Origin of the sequence: Polymorphospora rubra, assembly GCF_018324255.1 — a bacterium.
GTDB lineage: Bacteria > Actinomycetota > Actinomycetes > Mycobacteriales > Micromonosporaceae > Polymorphospora > Polymorphospora rubra.
In genome coordinates this window covers 6,410,454-6,430,178 of sequence record NZ_AP023359.1, presented here as the reverse complement: position 1 = coordinate 6,430,178, position 19,725 = coordinate 6,410,454, and the positions used below count along the sequence as shown (strand labels likewise).

Annotated in this window: 18 protein-coding genes; 9 read left to right on the top strand and 9 right to left on the bottom strand. The window is 72.4% G+C overall.

Annotation, left to right across the window (positions count from 1 at the left end; translation table 11 throughout):
• Nucleotides 1-7: 7 nt before the first annotated feature.
• From Prubr_RS28930 to Prubr_RS28915, 4 genes are read right to left on the bottom strand one after another with little or no spacing between them, the layout of a single operon-like run.
• The gene (locus Prubr_RS28930) at nucleotides 8-967 is read right to left on the bottom strand and encodes a carbohydrate ABC transporter permease (protein WP_212818046.1); all 960 of its coding nucleotides are present in this window, start codon (nucleotides 965-967) and stop codon (nucleotides 8-10) included.
• Between the two features lie 56 nt (nucleotides 968-1,023).
• The gene (locus tag Prubr_RS28925) at nucleotides 1,024-2,316 is read right to left on the bottom strand and encodes an ABC transporter substrate-binding protein (RefSeq protein WP_246567786.1); all 1,293 of its coding nucleotides are present in this window, start codon (nucleotides 2,314-2,316) and stop codon (nucleotides 1,024-1,026) included.
• 26 nt (nucleotides 2,317-2,342) lie between these two features.
• Nucleotides 2,343-3,326, bottom strand: coding sequence for a Gfo/Idh/MocA family protein (locus Prubr_RS28920; protein ID WP_212818045.1), 984 nt, complete (start codon nucleotides 3,324-3,326; stop codon nucleotides 2,343-2,345).
• Nucleotides 3,323-4,522 carry a M20 metallopeptidase family protein gene (locus tag Prubr_RS28915; RefSeq protein ID WP_212818044.1) on the bottom strand — a complete coding sequence of 400 codons (1,200 nt, stop codon included), beginning with the start codon at nucleotides 4,520-4,522 and terminating at the stop codon, nucleotides 3,323-3,325. The genes Prubr_RS28920 and Prubr_RS28915 overlap by 4 nt, the downstream gene beginning before the upstream one ends.
• 111 nt (nucleotides 4,523-4,633) lie before the next feature.
• Here Prubr_RS28915 and Prubr_RS28910 point away from each other — a divergent pair, with 111 nt between their 5' ends.
• Complete coding sequence (locus tag Prubr_RS28910; protein ID WP_212818043.1) at nucleotides 4,634-5,485, top strand: amidohydrolase family protein; 852 nt, start codon at nucleotides 4,634-4,636, stop codon at nucleotides 5,483-5,485.
• A 3-nt stretch (nucleotides 5,486-5,488) separates the two neighbouring features.
• Here the strand turns inward: Prubr_RS28910 and Prubr_RS28905 are convergent, their stop codons facing one another.
• A complete protein-coding gene (locus tag Prubr_RS28905) occupies nucleotides 5,489-6,580 on the bottom strand; it encodes an acetate/propionate family kinase (RefSeq protein ID WP_212818042.1) in 1,092 nt (363 codons plus the stop codon).
• 189 nt (nucleotides 6,581-6,769) lie between these two features.
• On the opposite strand from Prubr_RS28905, the gene Prubr_RS28900 reads away from it, so the two are divergent.
• On the top strand, nucleotides 6,770-7,399 hold the full coding sequence (locus tag Prubr_RS28900; protein WP_212818041.1) for an NADPH-dependent F420 reductase: 630 nt from the start codon (nucleotides 6,770-6,772) through the stop codon (nucleotides 7,397-7,399).
• Nucleotides 7,400-7,419: 20 nt separating this feature from the next.
• On the opposite strand, the gene Prubr_RS28895 is transcribed toward Prubr_RS28900, so the two are convergent.
• Nucleotides 7,420-7,875 carry a hypothetical protein gene (locus Prubr_RS28895; protein WP_212818040.1) on the bottom strand — a complete coding sequence of 152 codons (456 nt, stop codon included), beginning with the start codon at nucleotides 7,873-7,875 and terminating at the stop codon, nucleotides 7,420-7,422.
• A gap of 100 nt (nucleotides 7,876-7,975) precedes the next feature.
• On the opposite strand from Prubr_RS28895, the gene Prubr_RS28890 reads away from it, so the two are divergent.
• The 4 genes from Prubr_RS28890 (at nucleotide 7,976) to cydB (ending at nucleotide 12,028) form a co-directional block, all read left to right on the top strand.
• On the top strand, nucleotides 7,976-8,377 hold the full coding sequence (locus Prubr_RS28890; RefSeq protein ID WP_212818039.1) for a hypothetical protein: 402 nt from the start codon (nucleotides 7,976-7,978) through the stop codon (nucleotides 8,375-8,377).
• A 67-nt stretch (nucleotides 8,378-8,444) separates the two neighbouring features.
• Nucleotides 8,445-9,470, top strand: coding sequence for a pirin family protein (locus Prubr_RS28885; RefSeq protein ID WP_246567784.1), 1,026 nt, complete (start codon nucleotides 8,445-8,447; stop codon nucleotides 9,468-9,470).
• Nucleotides 9,471-9,594: 124 nt separating this feature from the next.
• Nucleotides 9,595-11,016 carry a cytochrome ubiquinol oxidase subunit I gene (locus Prubr_RS28880; RefSeq protein WP_212818038.1) on the top strand — a complete coding sequence of 474 codons (1,422 nt, stop codon included), beginning with the start codon at nucleotides 9,595-9,597 and terminating at the stop codon, nucleotides 11,014-11,016.
• 13 nt (nucleotides 11,017-11,029) lie between these two features.
• Nucleotides 11,030-12,028 carry a cytochrome d ubiquinol oxidase subunit II gene (gene cydB / locus Prubr_RS28875; protein WP_212818037.1) on the top strand — a complete coding sequence of 333 codons (999 nt, stop codon included), beginning with the start codon at nucleotides 11,030-11,032 and terminating at the stop codon, nucleotides 12,026-12,028.
• A gap of 144 nt (nucleotides 12,029-12,172) precedes the next feature.
• Here the strand turns inward: cydB and Prubr_RS28870 are convergent, their stop codons facing one another.
• Nucleotides 12,173-13,561, bottom strand: coding sequence for an outer membrane protein assembly factor BamB family protein (locus tag Prubr_RS28870; RefSeq protein WP_212818036.1), 1,389 nt, complete (start codon nucleotides 13,559-13,561; stop codon nucleotides 12,173-12,175).
• Between the two features lie 67 nt (nucleotides 13,562-13,628).
• Nucleotides 13,629-15,053: an outer membrane protein assembly factor BamB family protein gene (locus tag Prubr_RS28865; RefSeq protein WP_212818035.1), complete on the bottom strand. Its 1,425-nt coding sequence runs from the start codon at nucleotides 15,051-15,053 to the stop codon at nucleotides 13,629-13,631.
• 367 nt (nucleotides 15,054-15,420) lie between these two features.
• Here Prubr_RS28865 and Prubr_RS28860 point away from each other — a divergent pair, with 367 nt between their 5' ends.
• Both Prubr_RS28860 and Prubr_RS28855 read left to right on the top strand, forming a co-directional pair.
• Nucleotides 15,421-16,158, top strand: a complete 738-nt coding sequence (locus Prubr_RS28860) for a lytic polysaccharide monooxygenase (RefSeq protein WP_212818034.1) — start codon at nucleotides 15,421-15,423, stop codon at nucleotides 16,156-16,158.
• A 62-nt stretch (nucleotides 16,159-16,220) separates the two neighbouring features.
• The gene (locus tag Prubr_RS28855; RefSeq protein ID WP_212818033.1) at nucleotides 16,221-16,835 is read left to right on the top strand and encodes a DUF305 domain-containing protein; all 615 of its coding nucleotides are present in this window, start codon (nucleotides 16,221-16,223) and stop codon (nucleotides 16,833-16,835) included.
• Nucleotides 16,836-16,890: 55 nt separating this feature from the next.
• On the opposite strand, the gene Prubr_RS28850 is transcribed toward Prubr_RS28855, so the two are convergent.
• Nucleotides 16,891-17,427: a hypothetical protein gene (locus Prubr_RS28850; RefSeq protein ID WP_212818032.1), complete on the bottom strand. Its 537-nt coding sequence runs from the start codon at nucleotides 17,425-17,427 to the stop codon at nucleotides 16,891-16,893.
• 264 nt (nucleotides 17,428-17,691) lie between these two features.
• Here Prubr_RS28850 and Prubr_RS28845 point away from each other — a divergent pair, with 264 nt between their 5' ends.
• Entirely contained in the window at nucleotides 17,692-19,725 is a 2,034-nt protein-coding gene (locus tag Prubr_RS28845) for a family 10 glycosylhydrolase (RefSeq protein WP_246567782.1), read from the top strand.

The window sequence follows — 19,725 nt, the reverse complement described above, 5'->3', positions numbered from 1 at the left end:
CGCTCGGTCATGATTTGCGCGTTCCTTCCTTGAACATGTGCCGCACGCTGAACACCGAGATCAGGGCGACGAAGACGAACAGCGCCACGCCGATCGCCGAGCCGTAGCCGCGGTCGAGGAACTGGAACGTGGTCAGGAAGACCAGGTACTCCGGCAGCATGGTGGCGTCGCCGGGCCCGCCCTGGGTCAGCGCGTAGATGAGCGGGAACAGCCAGATCAGGACGCCGGACGCGCAGAGCACGGTCCAGTACGCCACGGTCGGGCGCAGCATCGGCACGACGACCGACACCAGCCGCCGCCAGAAGCCGGCCCCGTCGAGGTACGCGGCCTCCAGCACCTCGCCCGGGATCGTCGCCAGCCCGGCCAGGTACGTCATCACGCCGAGCCCGAAGAAGCTCCACAGGGCGACCGCCACCAGCGAGAACAGGGCGCTGTAGCGGCCGTTGAGCCACTCGGTGGCCAGCGGGTCGAGCCCGACCGCGCGCAGCCCGGCGTTGAGCGGCCCCTCCGGGGCCAGGATCTGCCGGAACATGATGCCGACGACGATCGGCGCGATCGTGTACGGGATGAAGTACACCGCCCGGAACAGCTTCCAGCCCGGGGTGCGCTGGTGGATGAGCAGGGCCAGCACCAGCGGCAGCACCACCCACACCGGCAGGGTCGCCACCACCAGCAGCGCGTTGCGGAAGCTGGTGAGGACCATCGGATCGTCGAGCATCCGGGTGTAGTTGTCGGCACCGGCGAACGAGGTGCCGTCGAAGCCACTGGACGATTCGAGGCTGGTCGCCACGCCCCGGCCGAGCGGCACGAACTTGAACGTGACGGCGAGCGCCACCGCCGGGAACACCAGTGCGGCGGCGAGCCACCACTGGCGTACCCGGGCGGTCCGGATCGCGGCCCGGCCGGACGGGCCGGGCGTCGCGCTGGTCGGGTCGGTCTTCGCCACCGGTGCGGTGGAGATCGACATGTTCTTCCCTCCGATCGGCGCCGGGCGGGGCGGCCGGGCCGCCCCGCCCGGCGGGATCACCGGCCCTGCCGCTTGGTCGGGCTGCGTTCGAGGGCCTGCTGCATCTGCTCGGCCCACTTGTCGACGGTCAACTGGCCGAGCGTGACCTGCTGCCAGCCGCGGGCGAGCGCGTCGGTCTCCGGGCCGGAGAGCATCACGCCGGCGTGCAGCGTGGGCTGGGCGACGAACTCCTGGATCTTCAGGAACGACGGGGACGTCGGCAGCAGCGCCTTGTCGACGGTGCTGTTCAGCGGCTGGCCCTTGCCGTAGCGGACCCAGAGTTCGCCGTTCTCCTTGCCGGCGAGCCAGCTGATGAACTCCAGCCCGGCCTGCTTCTTCTCGCTCCACTTGGTGACGCCGTAGACGGCGCCCTCGATGCCGGAGAACTTCTGCGCCAGCGGCGCGTCGGGGTTGATCACCGGCCAGCGGGTGACGCCGAGATTGTCGTCGCCGAGCGCCTTGCCGAACGCCTCCCAGTTCACCGCGTCGGAGATGATCGTGCCGGCGAAGGCGGCGTCGCCGCGCTGGAAGATGTCGGCGCCGTCGGGCAGCATCGTGATCGACGGGGCGTTGCTGTTCGTCCAACCGCTGGTGGTGATCTCGGCGAGCTTCTCCAGGGTGGCGACCAGCTTCGGGTCGGTCCAGGACAGGGTGCCGGCGAGCAGGCCGCGGATGTCGTCCTCGGTCAGGTAGTTGCGGGCGATCTCAGGGAAGTCCCAGTACGCCGGGAAGGTGCCGGACAGGCCGAGGGCCAGGCACGTCTTGCCGGAGTTCTTGACCGCCTCGCAGGCGGCGCTGAACTCGTCCCAGGTCGTCGGCGGGTTCTCCGGGTCGAGACCGGCGGCGGTCAGCACCGACTTGTTGTAGTAGAGGACGTTGCCCTGGTAGGAGAACGGCACCCCGTAGCAGGGCTTGGTGGTGTCGAAGCCCTCGCAGGCGCCGCTGTACGTGACCAGGTCCTTGTTGATCTCGGCGGCCCGCTCGCCGAGCGGCTCGTACGCGCCCCGCCGGTCGAACAGTTCCAGGCCGGCGTTGTTGGCCATCACGTCCGGGCCGGACTGCGAGGTGATGTAGGGGCCCTGGACCTCGGGGTACCGGTCGAACGGCACCGCCTCCATGTCCAGCCTGATGTCCGGGTGGCTGGCCTCGAACGTGCTCTTGACCTGCGCCCAGTATTCGGTACCACCCGGTTCCCAGGTCAGCACCTTGAGGGTGACCGGGCCGTCGGCGGCGTCGCCGCCGCACGCGGTCAGCAGCGTGGCGGCTGCCAGACCGGCGGCGAGCGCGCCCGCTATCTTGCGTCGCAACATCGGTTGAAGCTCCTGTCGAACGTGGTTCAGGAAGTGATCCGGCGGGGCTCGCCGCCGGCGGTGGCGCTGTCGACCATGGCGGCGGCCACCCGCACCACGTGCAGCCCGTCGGCCAGCGGAACCACCGCCGTCGGGTGCGCGCCGGTGACCCGGGCCAGGAAGTGCCGCAGTTCGGCAGCGAGCGCCCCACCGCCTCCGGACGGGGAGAGCAGCCAATCGGGCGCCTGCGCCTGCCCGGCCTGGACGAGCAGGGTTGGTTGGGCGAGGTCGACGTGACCGATCCCGCCGGTGCCGTACACCTCGACCAGGTCCGAGGTGTGGTTGGGAGCGTCTTCGGGGAGCAGGTAGCTGTTGCGGATCGACGACACGACGCCGTTGGCGTGCCGCAGTTCCGCGAACACCAGGACCGGTGCGCCGGCCCCGGTACGGGTACGGGCGGTGGCCCGCACCTCGACCACGGGCGCGCCGGCGTACCAGAGCGCGAGGTCGACGTCGTGGACGGCGGTGAGCAGGGCGGGGTGTTCGCCCGGGAAGAGTCGGCTCAGGGTGCGGGGCCGGTCGCGGCGCGACGAGACCGCGAGGACGTCGCCGAGTTGCCCGGCCCGTACGGCGTCGTGCAGCGCCCGGTGCGGCGCGCTGAAGCGCAGGATGTGGCCGGGCTGGCAGAGGACGCCGGTCGACTCGGCGACGGCGACGATCGCCTCGGCGTCGGCGACGGTGGTGGCCAGCGGCTTCTCGACCAGCACCGGTACGCCGGCGGTCAGCAGCGCGGTCGTCACGGCCCGGTGCGTCGGCCCGGGGGTGCAGACCGAGGCGGCGGCGACCGGTCCGGCGGCGAGCAGTTCGTCGACGGTGGCGTAGGTGTGCGGTACGCCGTGTTCGGCGGCGAGCCGTTCCCGGGCGCCACGGTCCGGGTCGACGAGCGCGGCGACGGGCGCGTCCAGCGCCCGGTACGCCGCCACGTGCCGGGCGCCGAACGCGCCGGCGCCGACGACCGCGACCGGGTTCACGCGCCCACCGCCGGGACCGGGCCGGTGGCAGCGGTCAGGGCGCCGGCGAGCACGGCGCGGGTGAGCCGGTCCAGGGCGGTGACCCCGGTGGGGAGGCACCGTTCGTCGACGTCGAACTCGGCGGAGTGCAGCGGGGCGCCGCCGGCCGCGCCGCGTACCCCGAGCTTGACGTAGAGGCTCGGGCCGAGCGCGCCGAGCAGCGCGAAGTCGTCGGTGGTCAGCGGCGGTTCGGCGAGGTCGGCGACCTCGACGTGGCCGGGCAGCTCGCGGTGGGCCAGCGCGACCAGTTCGGGAGCGTTGCGGATCGCCGGCATCTCGTTGGCCCAGGTGAACTCGATGCCGAGGTCGAAGGCGGCGGCCTGCTGGCGGGCCACCCGTTCGATGACCTCCTTGAGCCGGGCCCGGACGGCCGGCTCGTGGGTGCGCAGCGTCCCGGTCGCCTCGGCCCGGTCGGCGACCAGGCTCTGGGTCCGGCCGCCGGCGATCGTGCCGACGTTGAAGGCGACCAGGTCGTGCGGGTCGCGGGACCGGGCGACGGCGGCGTGCAGGCTGCTGACCAGGGTGGTCAGGCCGAGGATGGCGTCGCGTCCACGGGCCGGGGTGGCGGCGTGCGCCGGCCGGCCGCGCAGCAGCACCCGGAAGGCGTCCTTGGCGGCCATCGCCGTCTCCCGGTCGACGCCGACCGCGCCGGCCGGCAGCTCCGGCCAGCAGTGCAGACCGAGTACGGCGTCGAACCGGGGGCGGGTGAACGGGTCCTCCGCGAGCACCAGGGCGGCGCCGGACTCCTCGCCGAACGGGATCTCCTCGGCCGGCTGGAACAGCACGGTCAGCGAGCCGCGCGGCGGCGGGTCGGCGGCGAAGCGGCGGGCGACGCCGACCGCCACGGTCATGTGGACGTCGTGTCCGCAGGCGTGGCAGACGCCGGGGTGGACCGAGGCGTACGGGACGTCCTTGGCGTCCTGGACGGGATAGGCATCCATATCGGCCCGAAGCAAGACAGCGGGTCCCGGAGCGATGCCCGGAAGGTGCACGACCAGACCGGTACGCGCCACCCCGGTCCGGATCTCCCCCAGACCGGCCAGCCGGTCGGCGAGCACCTTGGCCGTCCCGTGCTCGGTAAAGCGCAGCTCGGGGTACTGGTGCAGATGCCGGCGCAACTCGACCAGCCGACCAACCTCGTCGCCAACCAACTCCACGTGTCGCGCCCCTCGCTCTCGCCGGTAATCCGGCCCTAATTAAGACAGAACTTAGGTGAGTGGGTGTGTGGCGTCAATAACCAGTTCAGGATTCGGCTAGGGTTGCCGGCCATGACCGCCAGCGACGCGCACATCCACCTCTTCGCCCGGGGCTATCCCGGCCGTTACGGACACTCCCCCGCCGGGGGCGACGAACTCGCCGCGTACCTGCGGCTGCGGGACGCGCACGGGATCGACCGCGCACTCGTGGTCGGCTACGAGGGCGGGCCGGCCTTCGCCGGCAACAACGACCACCTCGCCGCACTCGCCGCCCGGCACCGGTGGATCGCCCCGGTCGCCTACGTACCGCCCACCGGACCGGCCACCGTCGACGAGCTGCGGACGCGGCTCGGGCAGGGCTTCGTGGGACTGTCGGCGTACCTGCCCGGCCCCGCCGAGGCGGCCGCCCTCGCCGGCTGGCCCGCCGGGACCACCGCCGCGCTGAACGCCGCCGCGGCGGTGGTCAGCCTCAACGCACCGCCCGCCGCGACGGCCCACCTCGCCGACGCCGTCGCCCGGCTCGACGGGTGCACCGTGCTGTTCAGCCACCTCGGCCTGCCCGGACCGCACCCCGCGCCGCCGTCGGTCGACCGGGCCGCCGACACGCTCGCCCCGCTGCGCGCGCTGGCCGCGCTGCCGCACGTCGGGGTCAAGGTCTCCGGCCTGTACGCGGTCAGCGACCCGGCCCACGCCTGGCCGCACGCCGCGGCGGCACCGTTCGTCCGGGTGCTGCTGGACGCGTTCGGCCCCGGGCGGCTCCACTGGGGCTCCGACTTCGCACCCAGCCTCGACGCGGTGTCGTTCCCGCAGACCCTCGACCTGCCGGCCCTGGCCGGCCTGTCCCCCACCGAACGCGACGCCGTGTACGGCGGCAACCTGGTGCGCGCCCTGGACCGGGTGGTCCGCCCCGCGCCGGCCGGCTGATCCTCAGACCCGCGCCAGCGCGCCGGCGGCCTCCCGGGCCAGCTCGAACTCCTCGCGCGGCTGCACCACCAGCACCGGCACCGCCGCCCCGGGCGCGCTGACCGGCCCGTCGTCGTCGCGGTTCCCGCCGGTCGGCGGCACCACACCGAGCAGGCGCAGGCCGGCGCAGACGTCGTGGCGCACCTCCGGCTGGTCCCAGCCGATCTCGCCGGTGAAGACCACCGCGTCGAGCCGGTCCAGGCTGGTCGCGGCGGCCGCCATCTCCCGGCGTACCCGGTGGTTGAAGGTGTCCATCGCCAACGCCGACGCCGGGTCGCCGGCCGCCGCCGCCACCAGGTCGCGGGTGTCGCCGGACCGGCCGCCGGACAGGCCGAGCAGCCCGGACCGGTGGTGCAGGCCGTCGAAGACCTCGTCGTACGTCAGCCGCCCGTCGAGCAGCCACAACAGCATGCCGGGGTCGACGGCGCCGCTGCGCTTGCTCATCGGCACCCCGTCGAGCGGGGTGAAGCCCATCGACGTGTCGACGCTGCGCCCACCACGTACGGCGCACACCGACGCGCCGCCACCCAGGTGGGCGAGGACCAGGTGCAGGTCGGCGACCGGCCGGCCGAGCAGTTCGGCGGCCCGCCGGGTCGCGTACGCGTACGACAGGCCGTGGAAGCCGTACCGGCGCAGCCCGAACCGCTCCCGCCAGCGGGCCGGCACCGGGTAGGTCCGCGCCGGCTCGGGCAGCCCGGCGTGGAACGCCGAGTCCGGGCAGACCAGGTGCGGTACGTCCGGCAGCAGCCGCCGCAACTGGTCGAGCAGGGCCAGCGCCGGCGGCAGGTGGAGCGGGGCGAGCGCGGCCACGCCGTCGAGCGCGCCGCGCAGCCCGTCGTCGACGGCGGTGGGCCGGACGACGAGGTCACCGCCGTGGACGAGGCGGTGCGCGACCACGTCCGGGGCGGGCCGGCCGGTGACGAAGTCGCGCACCGCCGCCTCGGCGTCGGCCGGCGGGGTGGACCGGTCCAGCCGGGCCCCGACGGCACCGGTGGTGTCGACGTACGCCAGATGCAGGCTGGACGAGCCGGCGTTCACGGTGAGCACCACGGTCATGGACGGGTCGTACCCGGTCGTCCCCGGCCCATGCCCGGGCCCGGCCCGGGCCGGTGGGGCGGGTCGGTGGGCGGGCCGGTGGGGCGGGCCGGTGGGGCGGGGCAGGGCGGCGGGGCCGGCCGGCGGGGCGGGTTTGGGGCGCCGTGGGCCCGGGAAGTCGAGCGGTCCCGCGGACGGAGGGAGCGGATCGTGCAGATCAGCGTCATCGGCACCGGACACATCGGCGGCACCCTGGCCCGGCACTTCGCGTCGGCCGAACACCACGTCGCGGTGGCCCACTCCGGCGACCCGGCGGACCTCGGACCACTACTCGACGACCTGCGTGGCTGCGGCCAGGCGGTCAGCCCGGCCGAGGCCGCCCGGATCGGCGAGGTCGTCGTCGTCTCGGTGCCGTTCCGCGCGTACGCCGACCTGCCGACGGACGGCCTGGCCGGCAAGACGGTCATCGACACGACGAACTACATGCCGGACCGCGACGGCCACATCCCCGAACTGGACGAGGACCGCACCACCTCCAGCGAGATGGTGCAGGCGCACCTGCGCGACGCGCACGTGGTCAAGGCGTTCAACACGATGCGCTGGGACCACCTACGCGACTACCACCACGAGGCCGGGGCACAGGTACGTTACGGGATCCCGTTGGCCGGCGACGACATCCAGGCCAAACGCTGCGTACAGCAGCTGATCGAGGAGATCGGCTTCGCCCCGGTCGACTCCGGCGGCCTGGCCACCGGCGGCCGCAGGCAGCAACCCGGCTCCCCGGCCTTCCTCTCCGACCAGACGGCGGATCAACTCCAGGCCACCCTGTCCGCCCCCTGACCCGCCCGCTTCCGCCAGGGCTAGACCAGTGGCCGCTGGTACTGGTCGCCTGCGATGAGGACCTTCTCCGGCCGGGTCGGGTGGACCCGGACCGGCAGCACCAGGCCGGGCTGAACGCGGTCGACGACGGACAGGCCGTACGCCTTCCGGGTGGTGGCCTGATACGGGCTGCGCCCGGGCACCACCACCGTCAGGGTGAGCTTCAGATACCGGGCTTCGGTCTCACCACGCATGGTCTTCGAAACCGCGGTGACCGTGCCCACGCCGGCGACTCCGTGCCGCAGGATGAAGGTCCTGGCGCGCTCGAACCGGCCGGCGACCGAGATGAGCACGATGCCCAGCAGGCCGACGCCGACCGCGATGGGGGCGATCACCCACTCCTCGTCCCCGCGGTCGTAGAAGAGGAACGCGAGGCCGCCGATGGCCATCGACACGACGCACCAGAAGTATCCGGCGGCACGACCAAGCAGACCCATGCCCGTAAATTGAACTGTCGAATCACCATGGTCACCAGCGCCCGGTAGCCAACCCGACACAAGGCACGGCACCGGCAGTCCGGCTACCTACACTCCCGCCATGCTCTATCTGGAGATTGCCGGGGTGACCGCGAGGCGGCACCTGCAGGTTGCCCGCGCCGACGGCGCCGGCTCCTACACGTTCTACAGCGGAGTATTGAGTCTCGTCGCGAACCCTTCCTTCCGGGGCGCCGTCCGACCGGACGACCGTCAGCCGATAACGTTCTTCGTACCGGACAGCGCCACGTTCCCGACCGATCCGGAGAGCATCGAACTCGAGATGAGCCTCCGACGGATCCGAACCACGGGCAATCCCAACCTCGTGACCTTCGGCCCGTACGAGGAACGGGCGTACATCGCACCGGACCCGCGCGGCGGCGAGCATCGGTGGCTGCAAATTTCCCTACAGGTCCCGATCTCCTCGGTCGCGGCGGTGGAGCTCAACTACCGGGTGACGGTCTAGGACCACAGCGACTCCGACCGGGCATGGGCGACTCCCGGTCGGCGGAATCGGTCGTACAGTCGGGGTCGTGATCGAACCACGCGAGCCGGAACGGACCATCCTCACCGGGGCCACGACGGTGGCCCCACAACCCACCGGCCCGGCGGACACCGCCGAACCGACCAGCGTGCTGCTGCCCGGGCACGACGTGCCGCTGGGCCGCTACACGACGGTGCGCCGCCTGCTCCCGCAGCGGCAGCGCCGGATGATCGGCGCCTGGTGCTTCGTCGACCACTTCGGGCCGGACGACGTCGCCGGCCGGCCGGGGATGCAGGTGCCGCCGCATCCGCACACCGGCCTACAGACGGTGAGCTGGCTGATCGAGGGCGAGATCCTGCACCGGGACAGCCTCGGCAGCCTGCAGACGATCCTGCCGGGGCAACTGAACCTGATGACGGCCGGTCACGGCATCGCGCACTCCGAGGAGTCGCCGGCCGCCCATCCGCCGTCGATGCACGGCCTGCAACTGTGGGTCGCGCTGCCGGACAGCGCCCGGCACGGCGCGGCCGACTTCGCCCACCACCCGTCGGTGCCGGGGTGGCGCGAGGACGGCGCGGAGGTGTCGGTGGTGGTGGGGACGCTGGCCGGGGTGACGTCGCCGGCGGTGACGTACACGCCGCTGGTCGGTGCGCAGATCACCGTCGACGCCGGGTCCGGTGGCCGGGTCGGGCTGCCGTTGGAGCCGGATTTCGAGTACGCGGCCGTGGTGATGTCCGGCACCGCGCGCGTCGCCGGCGCCGGGTTGACGCCCGGTGACCTGCTGCACCTGGGCCGGGGTCGCCGCGAACTGACCGTGACCACCGACACGCCGGACGCCGACGGCCCGACGCGGCTGTTCCTGCTCGGCGGCGAGCCGTTCGACGAGCCGCTGGTCATGTGGTGGAACTTCGTCGGGCGGTCGCACGAGGAGATCGTGGCGGCCCGGGACGACTGGGCCACGGGACGCCGGTTCGGCACCGTCCACGGGTACGCCGGCGACCCGCTGCCCGCCCCGGAGATGCCGACCACCCGGCTCAAGGCCCGCGACCGGGACGGCCGCACACCGGGGGCCTGAACCCCGGCGCGGAAGGTCCCCTCGGGGAGTGACCTTCGGCCCTGCCGGGTGACCGCCCGCCGCGCGGAGGATCGCTGGGGATCGCCGGCAGGTGGCCGGTCGCGCGACGAGGGGTTTCGAAGGCATGGACGCGTTGGACGTGGCCCGCTGGCAGTTCGGGGTCACCACGGTCTACCACTTCCTGTTCGTGCCGTTGACCATCGGACTCGGTCCGCTGGTCGCGGTGCTGCAGACGATGTGGCTGCGCACCGGCGACGAGAAGTACCTGCGGCTGACGAAGTTCTACGGCAAGCTGTTCCTGATCAACTTCGCGATGGGGATCGTCACCGGCATCGTGCAGGAGTTCCAGTTCGGGATGAACTGGAGCGACTACTCCCGCTTCGTCGGCGACATCTTCGGCGCCCCCCTCGCCATCGAGGCGCTGCTCGCGTTCTTCCTCGAATCCACGTTCCTCGGCCTGTGGATCTTCGGCTGGGACCGGTTGCCGAAACGCGTACACCTGGCCACGATCTGGGCGGCGGCGATCGGGAGCGTGCTGAGCGCGTACTTCATCCTGGCCGCGAACTCGTTCATGCAGAACCCGGTCGGCTACCGCATCGATCCGGAGAGCGGCCGGGCCGAACTCACCGACTTCGTGGCGGTGCTGACCAACAAGGTCGCGCTGATCACCTTCCCGCACACGATCGCCGGGGCGTTCCTGGTCGCCGGGTCGCTGATCGTGAGCGTGTCGCTGTGGCACGTGATGCGCCGGGGCGTGACCGACGAGACGCCGGCGCACCGGTTCGCGACGAGGTTCGGCGCGGTCGTCACGCTGGTGGCCACCGCGGCCGTACTGGTCACCGGCGACATCCAGAGCAAGATCATGACGCAGGTGCAGCCGATGAAGATGGCCGCCGCCGAGGGGCTGTACGACACCGAGTCGCCGGCCGCGTTCTCCGTACTGACCGTCGGCAGCCTCGACGGCGGGCGCGAGGTGTTCGCGCTGAAGATCCCGTACCTGCTCTCCTGGCTGTCGACCGGCGACGTCAACGGCGAGGTGCACGGCATCAACGACCTCCAGGCGCAGTACGCCGCACAGTACGGCCCCGGCGACTACGCGCCGATGATCCCGGTCGCGTACTGGAGCTTCCGACTCATGATCGGCTTCGGGCTGGCGGCGGCACTGGTCGCGCTCCTGGTGCTCTGGGCGCAGCGGCGCGGCCGTACCCCGTCGTCGAAGTGGCTGCTGCGGGCCGGCCTGGTCCTGCCGCTGCTGCCGCTGGCCGCCAACGCCTTCGGCTGGATCTTCACCGAGATGGGCCGCCAGCCGTGGATCGTGTTCGGCGAGATGCTCACCCGGGACGGCGTCTCCCGCAGCGTCTCGCTGACCGAGGTGCTGACCTCGTTCACCGCGTTCACCCTGATCTACGCGATCCTCGCCGTCGTCGAGGTCCGGCTGCTGCTGACGTACGCCAAGCGCGGACTGCCCCCGGTCGCGCCGCCGCCCGACGACGACCCCGGCGACCGTGACGCCGACGAGGACCGCCCGCTCGCCTTCGCCTACTGACCCGGAGCATCCCGTGGAACTGTCCACCTTCTGGTTCCTGCTCATCGCCGTGCTGTTCACCGGCTACTTCGTCCTGGAGGGCTTCGACTTCGGCGTCGGCGTGCTGCTGCGCGTGCTCGGCCGCGACGACCGGGAACGCCGCGTCCTGATCAACACCATCGGCCCGGTCTGGGACGGCAACGAGGTCTGGCTGATCACCGCCGGCGGCGCCATGTTCGCCGCGTTCCCGGAGTGGTACGCGACCCTCTTCTCCGGCTTCTACCTGCCGCTGCTGCTGATCCTGCTCGCGCTGATCGTCCGTGGCGTCGCGTTCGAATACCGGCACGGCCGCGACCACGCCGGCTGGAAGGACCGCTGGGACTGGGCCATCACGATCGGCTCGGTGGTGCCGGCGGTGCTGTGGGGCGTCGCCTTCGCGAACATCTTCCGGGGCGTGCCACTGACCGCCGACCACGAGTACGCCGGCGGCCTGCTCACCCTGCTCAACCCGTACGGGCTGCTCGGCGGGGCGACGTTCCTGGCGGTGTTCGTCACGCACGGCGCACTGTTCCTGGCGCTGAAGACCGCCGGCGACATCCGCGAACACGCCAACCGGCTCGCCGGGCGGGCCGGCCTGGTGGCGGTGCTGCTCGCCGGCACGTTCCTGGTCTGGTCGCTGGTGCTGCGGGCCAACCCGGCCGCCGTCGTACTCGCGGTGCTCGCCGCCGTCGCCCTGGTCGCCGGCCTGGCCGCCAACCGGGTACGCCGGGAGGGCTGGGCCTTCGCCGGCACGGCGACCGCGATCGCGCTGACCGTGGCGACCCTGTTCACCGCCCTGTTCCCGGAGGTGATGCCGTCCACACTGGACCCGGCCGGGACGCTGACCACGGCGAACGCGTCGTCGACCCCGTACACCCTGACCATCATGACCTGGGTGGCGGCCATCTTCACCCCGATCGTGCTCCTCTACCAGGCCTGGACCTACTGGATCTTCCGCAGGCGCCTGGACACCACCCACATCCCCACCCACTGACCCCCAAGATCCGCGTGAACCGCCCCAAGATCCGCGTGATCAGGGAGTACGTCGGGCGTGTCGTCGGCGAGTCGCCCGCGAAACCCCCTGATCACGCGGATCTTGGCGTGGCCGAGCCGCCCGTCGATCAAGGAACGACGCCGGTCAGCGGTAGGTCCAGACGCGGAGACCGTTCCCGGTCCGGCAGGCGATGTGAATGCCCGACGACTGGCACTGGGAGACCCGTTGCGGCACCGGCCCGAGCACCTGGATCCGCGTCGCTCCCGCTTCGACAACGGCGAACCAGGCCCGGTCCGGCAGCCGGTCGGGCCGGGTCAGGACGAGCGGTGACCCGTCGCCGGGGATGACCGGCTCCGGCCAGTCCGACAGGTCGACCAGTGGCCGGCCGGAGTACGGATCCACCGTGTGGTCGAGTTCTCCCTCGCGTGGTCCGAGCCGGAGCAGGTGCCCGCCCCGGCTGTCGAGATGGCCGTTGGCGACGACCTCGCCGAGCGGGCGGCCGCTGCCGGCGTCGATCAGCAGGCTCCGGCCCGCCATCGCGACACAGACCACGGCACCGCAGCCGTACGCCGCTCCGCGCCCGGGCAGCGTTGCGCGCCAGACCGTTTCCAGCGTGCCGGCGGCGTACGCGGTCACCTCCGACGACCCGGTCTGTGCCAGGACCAGGTCGCCGGCGACCCGCAGCCAGCCCGTCGACCCGTCCACGGCGCCGGCGCGGGAGTGCCGTACCGCGCCGGTCCGCGCGTCGCGTACCTCGAGGACGCCGTCGCGGGTCAGCACCGCCACCGACGGCGGCTCCCCCGGCAGCAGCTCCCCGGCGGTGACCGGTCCGGTGGCCCACAGCTCGGTGCCGGTGTCCAGATCGAACGCCCGCACCGACACCCCGTCGACCTGCACGCTGAACCGCGGGGCTTCGCCCGGCCGGGCGGCGGTCACGTGCAGGATCTCTCCGGTGGCGCCGCTGACGACCCGGACGGTGGCGTCCGACCCCGAGGCACCGGGAGCGAAACTCCAGGCGGTCTCGCGGACCAGGCCGACGTTCCCCGCGCCGCCACCGGTGACGTGGTGCGGCACCGACGCCCGGAGCCGACCGCTGGCGGAGTCGAGGACGAACGTCCGGTCCTCGGTGTGGACCAGCACCCGGTCTCCGGCGATCGACAGCGATGCCTCGCTCTCGGGGCCGAGGACGCGCGTCTCGACGCCGATCGGGGTGGTCCAGAGCGCGGCGCCACGAGCCAGGTCGTACGCGGTGACGGTGCGCCGGAACGACCGGTCCGTCGGCGGTTGGACGACGTAGAGCCGGTCACCGACGAGCAGTTCGTGCTGCATCACGACCGTCGGTGGTGCCGCGACCTCGACCAGGGCCGGCCCGGGCGGCGGTGCCGACCCACCGATGGCGAGCACCAGCAGGACCACGAGCGCGGTGACCGCCGTACGCAGGTGTCTGGCCAGCGCCGGGCGGGACGGTGCGGGCTCGGCCGGCGGTTCGTGGGTCCGCACCCCGAGGTCGATCACGACCGGTCCGGCACTCATCCGCTCCCCCTCCGCCGACGACGTGGGCAGCCTAGAACGCGGACCGCGTCCACGGCGCCCCGGCGGGTCAGTGGTAGCGCCAGGCGCGCAGTTCGTCGGTACGGGTCCGGCAGACGATGTGGCTGTCCGACGACTGGCAGCCGTACGAGCGGTGCGGCACCACGCCGAGCGGGCGTACGGCGGTCGCGCCGGGGTCGAGCACGGCGAGCCACAGCCGCCGTGGTCCGCCGGCGAACCTGGACAGCACGGCCGGGGAGTCGTCGAGGGCGTCGGCCATCTTGGGCCAGGCCGACAGGCTGACCAGCCGCTGCCCGCTGGCCGGGTCGACGGTGTGGTCGACGAAGCCCTCGCCGAGCGAGGCGAGCGCGATCAGGTGCCCGCCGCGGCTGGTCAGGTGTCCGTCGAGCGCCACCCGGCCGAGCAGCACCCCGGTCATCGGGTCGAGCAACGACGTCTGGACCTCGCTGCGGACGCAGATCCGGGTGCCGCAGACCAGGGTCCACTCCTCGTCGGGCCGGATCGCCGTACGCCAGGCGGGTTCGAGGGTGTCGGCGGCGTACGCGTTGACGGCCGGCGAGGTGTCGCGGACCAGGACCAGGCCGCCGGCGCCGACGGCACCGGTCGCCGGCCGGTCGGGCTCGGCGGGTCGCCGGTGCCGCGTCGCCCCGGTGCGCGCGTCGCGCAACTCGATCCCGCCGTCCGTGGTCACCACGGCGACGGTCGGCGTGGCCGCCCCGGTCAGGAGCACCCCGGACCGGACGAGGTCGGCGGTCCACAGTTCGGTGCCGTCGGCGAGGTCGAAGGCGCGGACGGACATGCCGGCCGGTGGTACGGCGATCACCGTGCCGGTGGCCGGGTCGAGATGGAAGCGTCGGGGTTCGTCGGGCGGCGGCGCCGACTCGGTCAGGGCGGTCGTCGGGTCGAACACCCCGACGACGGCCGGTGGCCGGTCGGGCGGCGGCACGGTGGACGACCAGACCGGTTGGCTGCTCAGCCCCACGCCGCCGGGGTGGACGTCGGTGATCTGGTGCGGCACCGACCAGCGGGTGCGGCCGGTGGCGGCGTCGACCGCGGACGTACCGCCCTGGATGTGGACCAGCAGTTGGTCGTCGACCGGCCGCAGTTGCGCCGCCGGTCGCGGATAGTCGGTGACCCGGACCTCCGGTCCGACCGGAACCGTCCACAGTGTTGTGTTCCGGTCGAGGTCGTGTGCGGTCAGGGCCAGCCGCGCCCCGCCGGCCTCGGGGGCGAGGACGTAGAGCCGGTCGCCGACCAGGAACTGCTGGTGCGTGCCGGCGGCCGCCAGGACCGCGACCTCGACGAGGGCCGGCTCCGGCAGCGGGTTCGAGCCCGCGGTGGCGAGCACGAGTACGGCGGCGAGTGCCGCGACGGCTGGCCGCAGCCGCCTGAACCTCAACCGACGGGGCGGCCCGGGCTCACCCGAGGGCTCGTGGTCACGCGTTCCGAGGTCGATCACAGTTCCGGTGCTCATCCCGCCCTCCGCCTTCCGGTCCGCAGCCTAGCCGCGCGACACCCACTCGCGCCGACCCGCTCTCCGCGGCCCCACCCGGGGCCGCCCGGTCGTGGATCGAGGGGAAACCGTGCCCGCATTGGCCCGCTTTGCCGCACAACAATTCCTTGATCAACGAGGACCCCCGGAGCGGAGCGGGAACTCGAATAGGAATGGGTCTTTACTGTTAAGATTGTTTACTTTATGTTGGTACGCATGGCGATCGATGGCCGATAGGAGGGCGCATTCCACCCGAACGGCTCTCGACACACCTTGGCAGCCCTCCGCGGCGCGATGGGCACCACGCGCCGCGGAGGGTCCCTACCCCCGCGGGAGAAGGAGTTCGTCCATGCGAAGACTCATCGCCCTACCGATCCTGGTGGTGGGCACCGTGCTCACCTCACTGGCGATCGCCGCGCCGGCCCAGGCGCACGGCTACATCTCCTCGCCACCGAGCCGTCAGGCCCAGTGCGCGCAGGGCATCGTCACCAACTGCGGTGACATCCAGTGGGAGCCGCAGAGCGTCGAGGGCCCGAAGGGCCTGCGCAGCTGCAGCGGCGGCAACGCCCGGTTCTCCGTCCTCGACAACGACAACAAGGGCTGGCGGGTGACCAACGTCAGCGGCACCACGACCTTCAACTGGGTCATCACCGCCCGGCACGCCACCAGCACCTGGGAGTACTACATCGGCAACACCCGGGTGGCGCAGTTCAACGACGGCGGACGGCAGCCCGGCCCGACCGTGACCCACCAGGTCAACCTGAGCGGCTTCTCCGGCCGGCAGAAGCTGCTCGCCGTCTGGAACGTCGCCGACACCCCGATGGCGTTCTACGTCTGCGTCGACCTCCAGATCGGCGGCGGCGGCAACCCGCCGCCCACCACTCCGCCGCCGACCAACCCGCCGCCCACGACGGGCCCCACCCCGACCAACCCGCCGCAGACCGGCGGCACCTGGCGGGCCGGCACCGCCTACCAGGTCGGCGACCAGGTGACCTACAACGGCGTCACCTACCGCTGCCGGCAGGCGCACACCGCCATCGCCGGCTGGGAGCCGCCGTACGTGGCCGCCCTCTGGCAGCAGGTCTGACACCGGTGCCGGGCGGGTCCCCACCGGACCCGCCCGGTTCGCCGACCGGGAAGGAGACACCGATGTACGCGTTCGCGCGAGGTACCGCCGCCGTCGCGGCGCTGCTGCTGCTCGCCGGCTGCGCCGGCACCCCGGCCGGTACCGCCCGACCGCCGGACGCGCCGGTCCCGGCGGCGCAGGCGTCGACCATGACGACACACGCGCCGAACACCGGGCCGCACAACGCCGCCGACGTCATGTTCCTGCAGATGCTGGTCACCCACCACGAGCAGGGCCTGACGATGGTACGGCTCGCCGCCGACCGGGCGACCCGGGACGAGGTACGCACCCTCGCCGCGGCGATCGAGGTGACCCAGGCCGCCGAGGTGGAGACCATGCGGTCGTGGCTGCGCGGCTGGGGCGAGGCGACGGAGGCGGATCCGGCCGAGCATCTGCACGCCGACCACGGCGGCCTGCCACTGACCGGCGAGGACCTGATCGGGGCGCTGGACACCGTGTCCGGCGCCGAGTTCGAGAAGCGGTTCCTCAACCTGCTGATCGGCCATCAGCACAACGCCGTCGAGATGGCCCGCAACCAGGCCAAGTACGGGATCAATCCGGACGCCCGCCAGTTGGCCGAGCGGGTCGACCAGTCCCGTACGGCGCAGATCCAGCAGATGCTGACGTACCTGGCCTGACGGGCCGCGGGTGCCTCCCCGGCCGGGGAGGCACCCGCGGGCGGCCGTGAGCGGGTCAGGCCACGACGACGGCCGGTGGCGGGGTCGGGAAGCCGTAGCGGGCGGCGAGGTCCGGGTCGTCCGGGTCGATCTGCCGTACGCCCTCGTCGGCGAGCCGCTTGTTGACCTCGTCCAGGTGTTCGCGGACCAGCCGGGCCTCCTCGTCGGTGACCCTGCCGCGGTGCGGCTTGCCGGCGTGTTCGAGGGTGCCGTAGTCGATCCGCTCGGTCCGGCGGGTCGTCTTGGCCGGCCGGACCCGCTCGGCGGTCCGCAGCAGTTGCGCCATCGGCGTGTCGGTCGCCAACTCGTCGAACTCGCTCGCGGTCAGTACGACCCGGCGCGGCTCGCTGCCCTCCGGACCGTCGTGGATCTCGACGACGGCGACGTCGAGGGCGGCGTCGTCGATGCTCTCGATCTCGACCGGTCGGGCGTCCAACCGCACGGGTCCGGCGACCAGGTCGGGATGCTCCAGGACGACGAGTGACACCACCCCGTCGCCGGGCTGGATGACCTCGCCACTGAAGTCGGAGACATGAACCGTCTTCTTACCCATGCGAAAGAACTTCTCCTGTCGAACGCTGCGGTCAAGACCGGAGACGAAGCTACCCGACAGGTGTGCGAAAGCGCCGGCAGGTCCGGCCGCATCGGTGTGTCGCACCGGCCTCCCGCGATCTTGCACTTGTCGCCCGACAAATCCGACGAAGGGGGGAGATAACTGCAAGATCGCGGGGCGGCGGCGCGGCGACGGGCGGGCACCCGAACTTTTGTCGGGGAAAAGTCTTGCCATCGACAGCGCTCATGATGAAAATTTCCTGCCATGCGGACGAATCGAGAATCATCGTTCCGAGTCGCGGCCGCCGTACTGGCCGCCGTCATGCTCCCGACCGTGCTCGGCCCGGCGGCACCGGCCGGCGCGGGCCGGGGCGCCGCCCCCGCGGGAACCGTCGTCACGGCCGCCTGCACCACCGACCCCGCCACCCCCAAGCGGCAGTTCCGCGCGATGTGGATCTCCAGCGTCGCCAACATCGACTGGCCCAGCCGCACCGGGCTGTCGGTCGCCGCCCAGCAGGCCGAGTTCCGCTCCTGGCTCGACCTGGCCCAGCAGCGGAAGATGAACGCCGTCGTCGTGCAGGTACGGCCCACCGCCGACGCCTTCTGGCCGTCGACCCTCGAACCCTGGTCGCAGTACCTGACCGGCACGCAGGGCGGCAACCCCGGCTACGACCCGCTCGCCTTCATGGTCGCCGAGGCACATGCCCGCAACATCGAGTTCCACGCCTGGTTCAACCCGTACCGGGTCGCCACCCACGCCGACCCGGCCCGGCTGGTCGCCAGCCACCCGGCCCGCCGCAACCCGGGCTGGGTCTTCCCCTACAACGGCCAGCTCTACTACAACCCCGGCATCCCGGCCGTCCGCGCGTTCGTCCAGGACGCCATGATGGACGCCGTCAACCGGTACGACATCGACGCCGTGCACTGGGACGACTACTTCTACCCGTACCCGTCGGGCAGCGTCCAGATCCCCGACCAGGCCACGTACGCCCAGTACGGGTCCGGCTTCGCCAACATCGGCGACTGGCGTCGCGACAACGTCGACAAGCTCGTGCAGGAGATGAGCCAGAAGATCCGGGCCGCCAAGCCGTGGGTCAAGTTCGGCATCAGCCCGTTCGGCATCTGGCGCAACGCCTCGACCGACCCGCTCGGCTCCCCCACCTCCGGGCTCCAGTCGTACGACGCCATCTACGCCGACACCCGGCGCTGGGTGCAGCAGAACTGGATCGACTACGTCGCACCACAGGTCTACTGGCACATCGGGTTCGCCACCGCCGACTACGCCAGACTCGTGCCCTGGTGGTCGAACGTCGTCGCCGGCACCAACGTGCAACTGGTCATCGGGCAGGCCACCTACCGGGTCGGCGCGTCCGGACAGGACGCCGCCTGGCAGAACGCCGCCGAACTCACCAACCACCTCACCCTCAACCGCGCCCACCCGCAGGTCGTCGGCGACATCCACTTCAGCGCCAAGGACGTCCGCGCCAACCGGCTCGGCGGCATGGACCGGGTCGCGAACGACCACTACCGGCGGCCCGCGCTGGTGCCGATCGCCGCCGGCCGTGGTGGCGCCGCCCCGCCCGCGCCGACCATCACCGCCGCCACCCGGGTGAGCAACGGCGTCTCGCTGACCTTCCAGCGCGGCGGCACCACCACCCCGGCCGCGTACGCGGTCTACCGGGTCGACGGCACCACGACCGACCCGTGCGACCTGGCCGACGGCGGCAACCTGCTGGCCACCGTACGCGCCGGCGGCACCACGGGTACGTACACCGACACCACCGCGGCGGCCGGCGGCACGTACACGTACGTCGTGACCGCGCTCGACCGGCGGCACCACGAGAGCGCGGCCAGCGCCGGCCGGGTGGTGAACCCGGGCAGCGGCGGCACCTTCACCGTCACCGTCGACAACGCCACCACCGGCCGGTTCACCGCCAGCGGCAACTGGGGCACGTCGAGCTTCTCCGCCCAGCGGCACGGCGCCAACTACCGGTTCGCCAACCCGGTCGCGGCCAGCGACCCGGCCTGGTTCTCCGCCAACCTGCCCAGCGCCGGCAGCTACCGGGTCGAGGTCTGGTATCCGGCCGACCCCGGCTACAACAGCGCCACCCCGTACCTGGTCGCCACCACCACCGGCAACCAGACGGTGACCGTCGACCAGCGCACCGGCGGCGGCCAGTGGCGCAGCCTCGGCACGTTCAGCCTCGCCGCCGGCGACCGCAACGTCGTCGGGGTCAGCCGCTGGACCACCGGCACCGGCTACGTCGTCGCCGACGCCGTACGCATCACCAGAGTCTGA

Coding starts and splice junctions, on each gene's coding strand:
- Prubr_RS28880 (WP_212818038.1), top strand. CDS start 9,595: ATGGACGCGTTGGACGTGGCCCGCTGGCAGTTCGGGGTCACCACGGTC.
- Prubr_RS28860 (WP_212818034.1), top strand. CDS start 15,421: ATGCGAAGACTCATCGCCCTACCGATCCTGGTGGTGGGCACCGTGCTC.
- Prubr_RS28890 (WP_212818039.1), top strand. CDS start 7,976: ATGCTCTATCTGGAGATTGCCGGGGTGACCGCGAGGCGGCACCTGCAG.
- Prubr_RS28895 (WP_212818040.1), bottom strand. CDS start 7,875: ATGGGTCTGCTTGGTCGTGCCGCCGGATACTTCTGGTGCGTCGTGTCG.
- Prubr_RS28850 (WP_212818032.1), bottom strand. CDS start 17,427: ATGGGTAAGAAGACGGTTCATGTCTCCGACTTCAGTGGCGAGGTCATC.
- Prubr_RS28910 (WP_212818043.1), top strand. CDS start 4,634: ATGACCGCCAGCGACGCGCACATCCACCTCTTCGCCCGGGGCTATCCC.
- Prubr_RS28930 (WP_212818046.1), bottom strand. CDS start 967: ATGTCGATCTCCACCGCACCGGTGGCGAAGACCGACCCGACCAGCGCG.
- Prubr_RS28845 (WP_246567782.1), top strand. CDS start 17,692: ATGCGGACGAATCGAGAATCATCGTTCCGAGTCGCGGCCGCCGTACTG.
- Prubr_RS28870 (WP_212818036.1), bottom strand. CDS start 13,561: ATGAGTGCCGGACCGGTCGTGATCGACCTCGGGGTGCGGACCCACGAA.
- Prubr_RS28865 (WP_212818035.1), bottom strand. CDS start 15,053: ATGAGCACCGGAACTGTGATCGACCTCGGAACGCGTGACCACGAGCCC.
- Prubr_RS28855 (WP_212818033.1), top strand. CDS start 16,221: ATGTACGCGTTCGCGCGAGGTACCGCCGCCGTCGCGGCGCTGCTGCTG.
- Prubr_RS28925 (WP_246567786.1), bottom strand. CDS start 2,316: ATGTTGCGACGCAAGATAGCGGGCGCGCTCGCCGCCGGTCTGGCAGCC.
- Prubr_RS28905 (WP_212818042.1), bottom strand. CDS start 6,580: ATGACCGTGGTGCTCACCGTGAACGCCGGCTCGTCCAGCCTGCATCTG.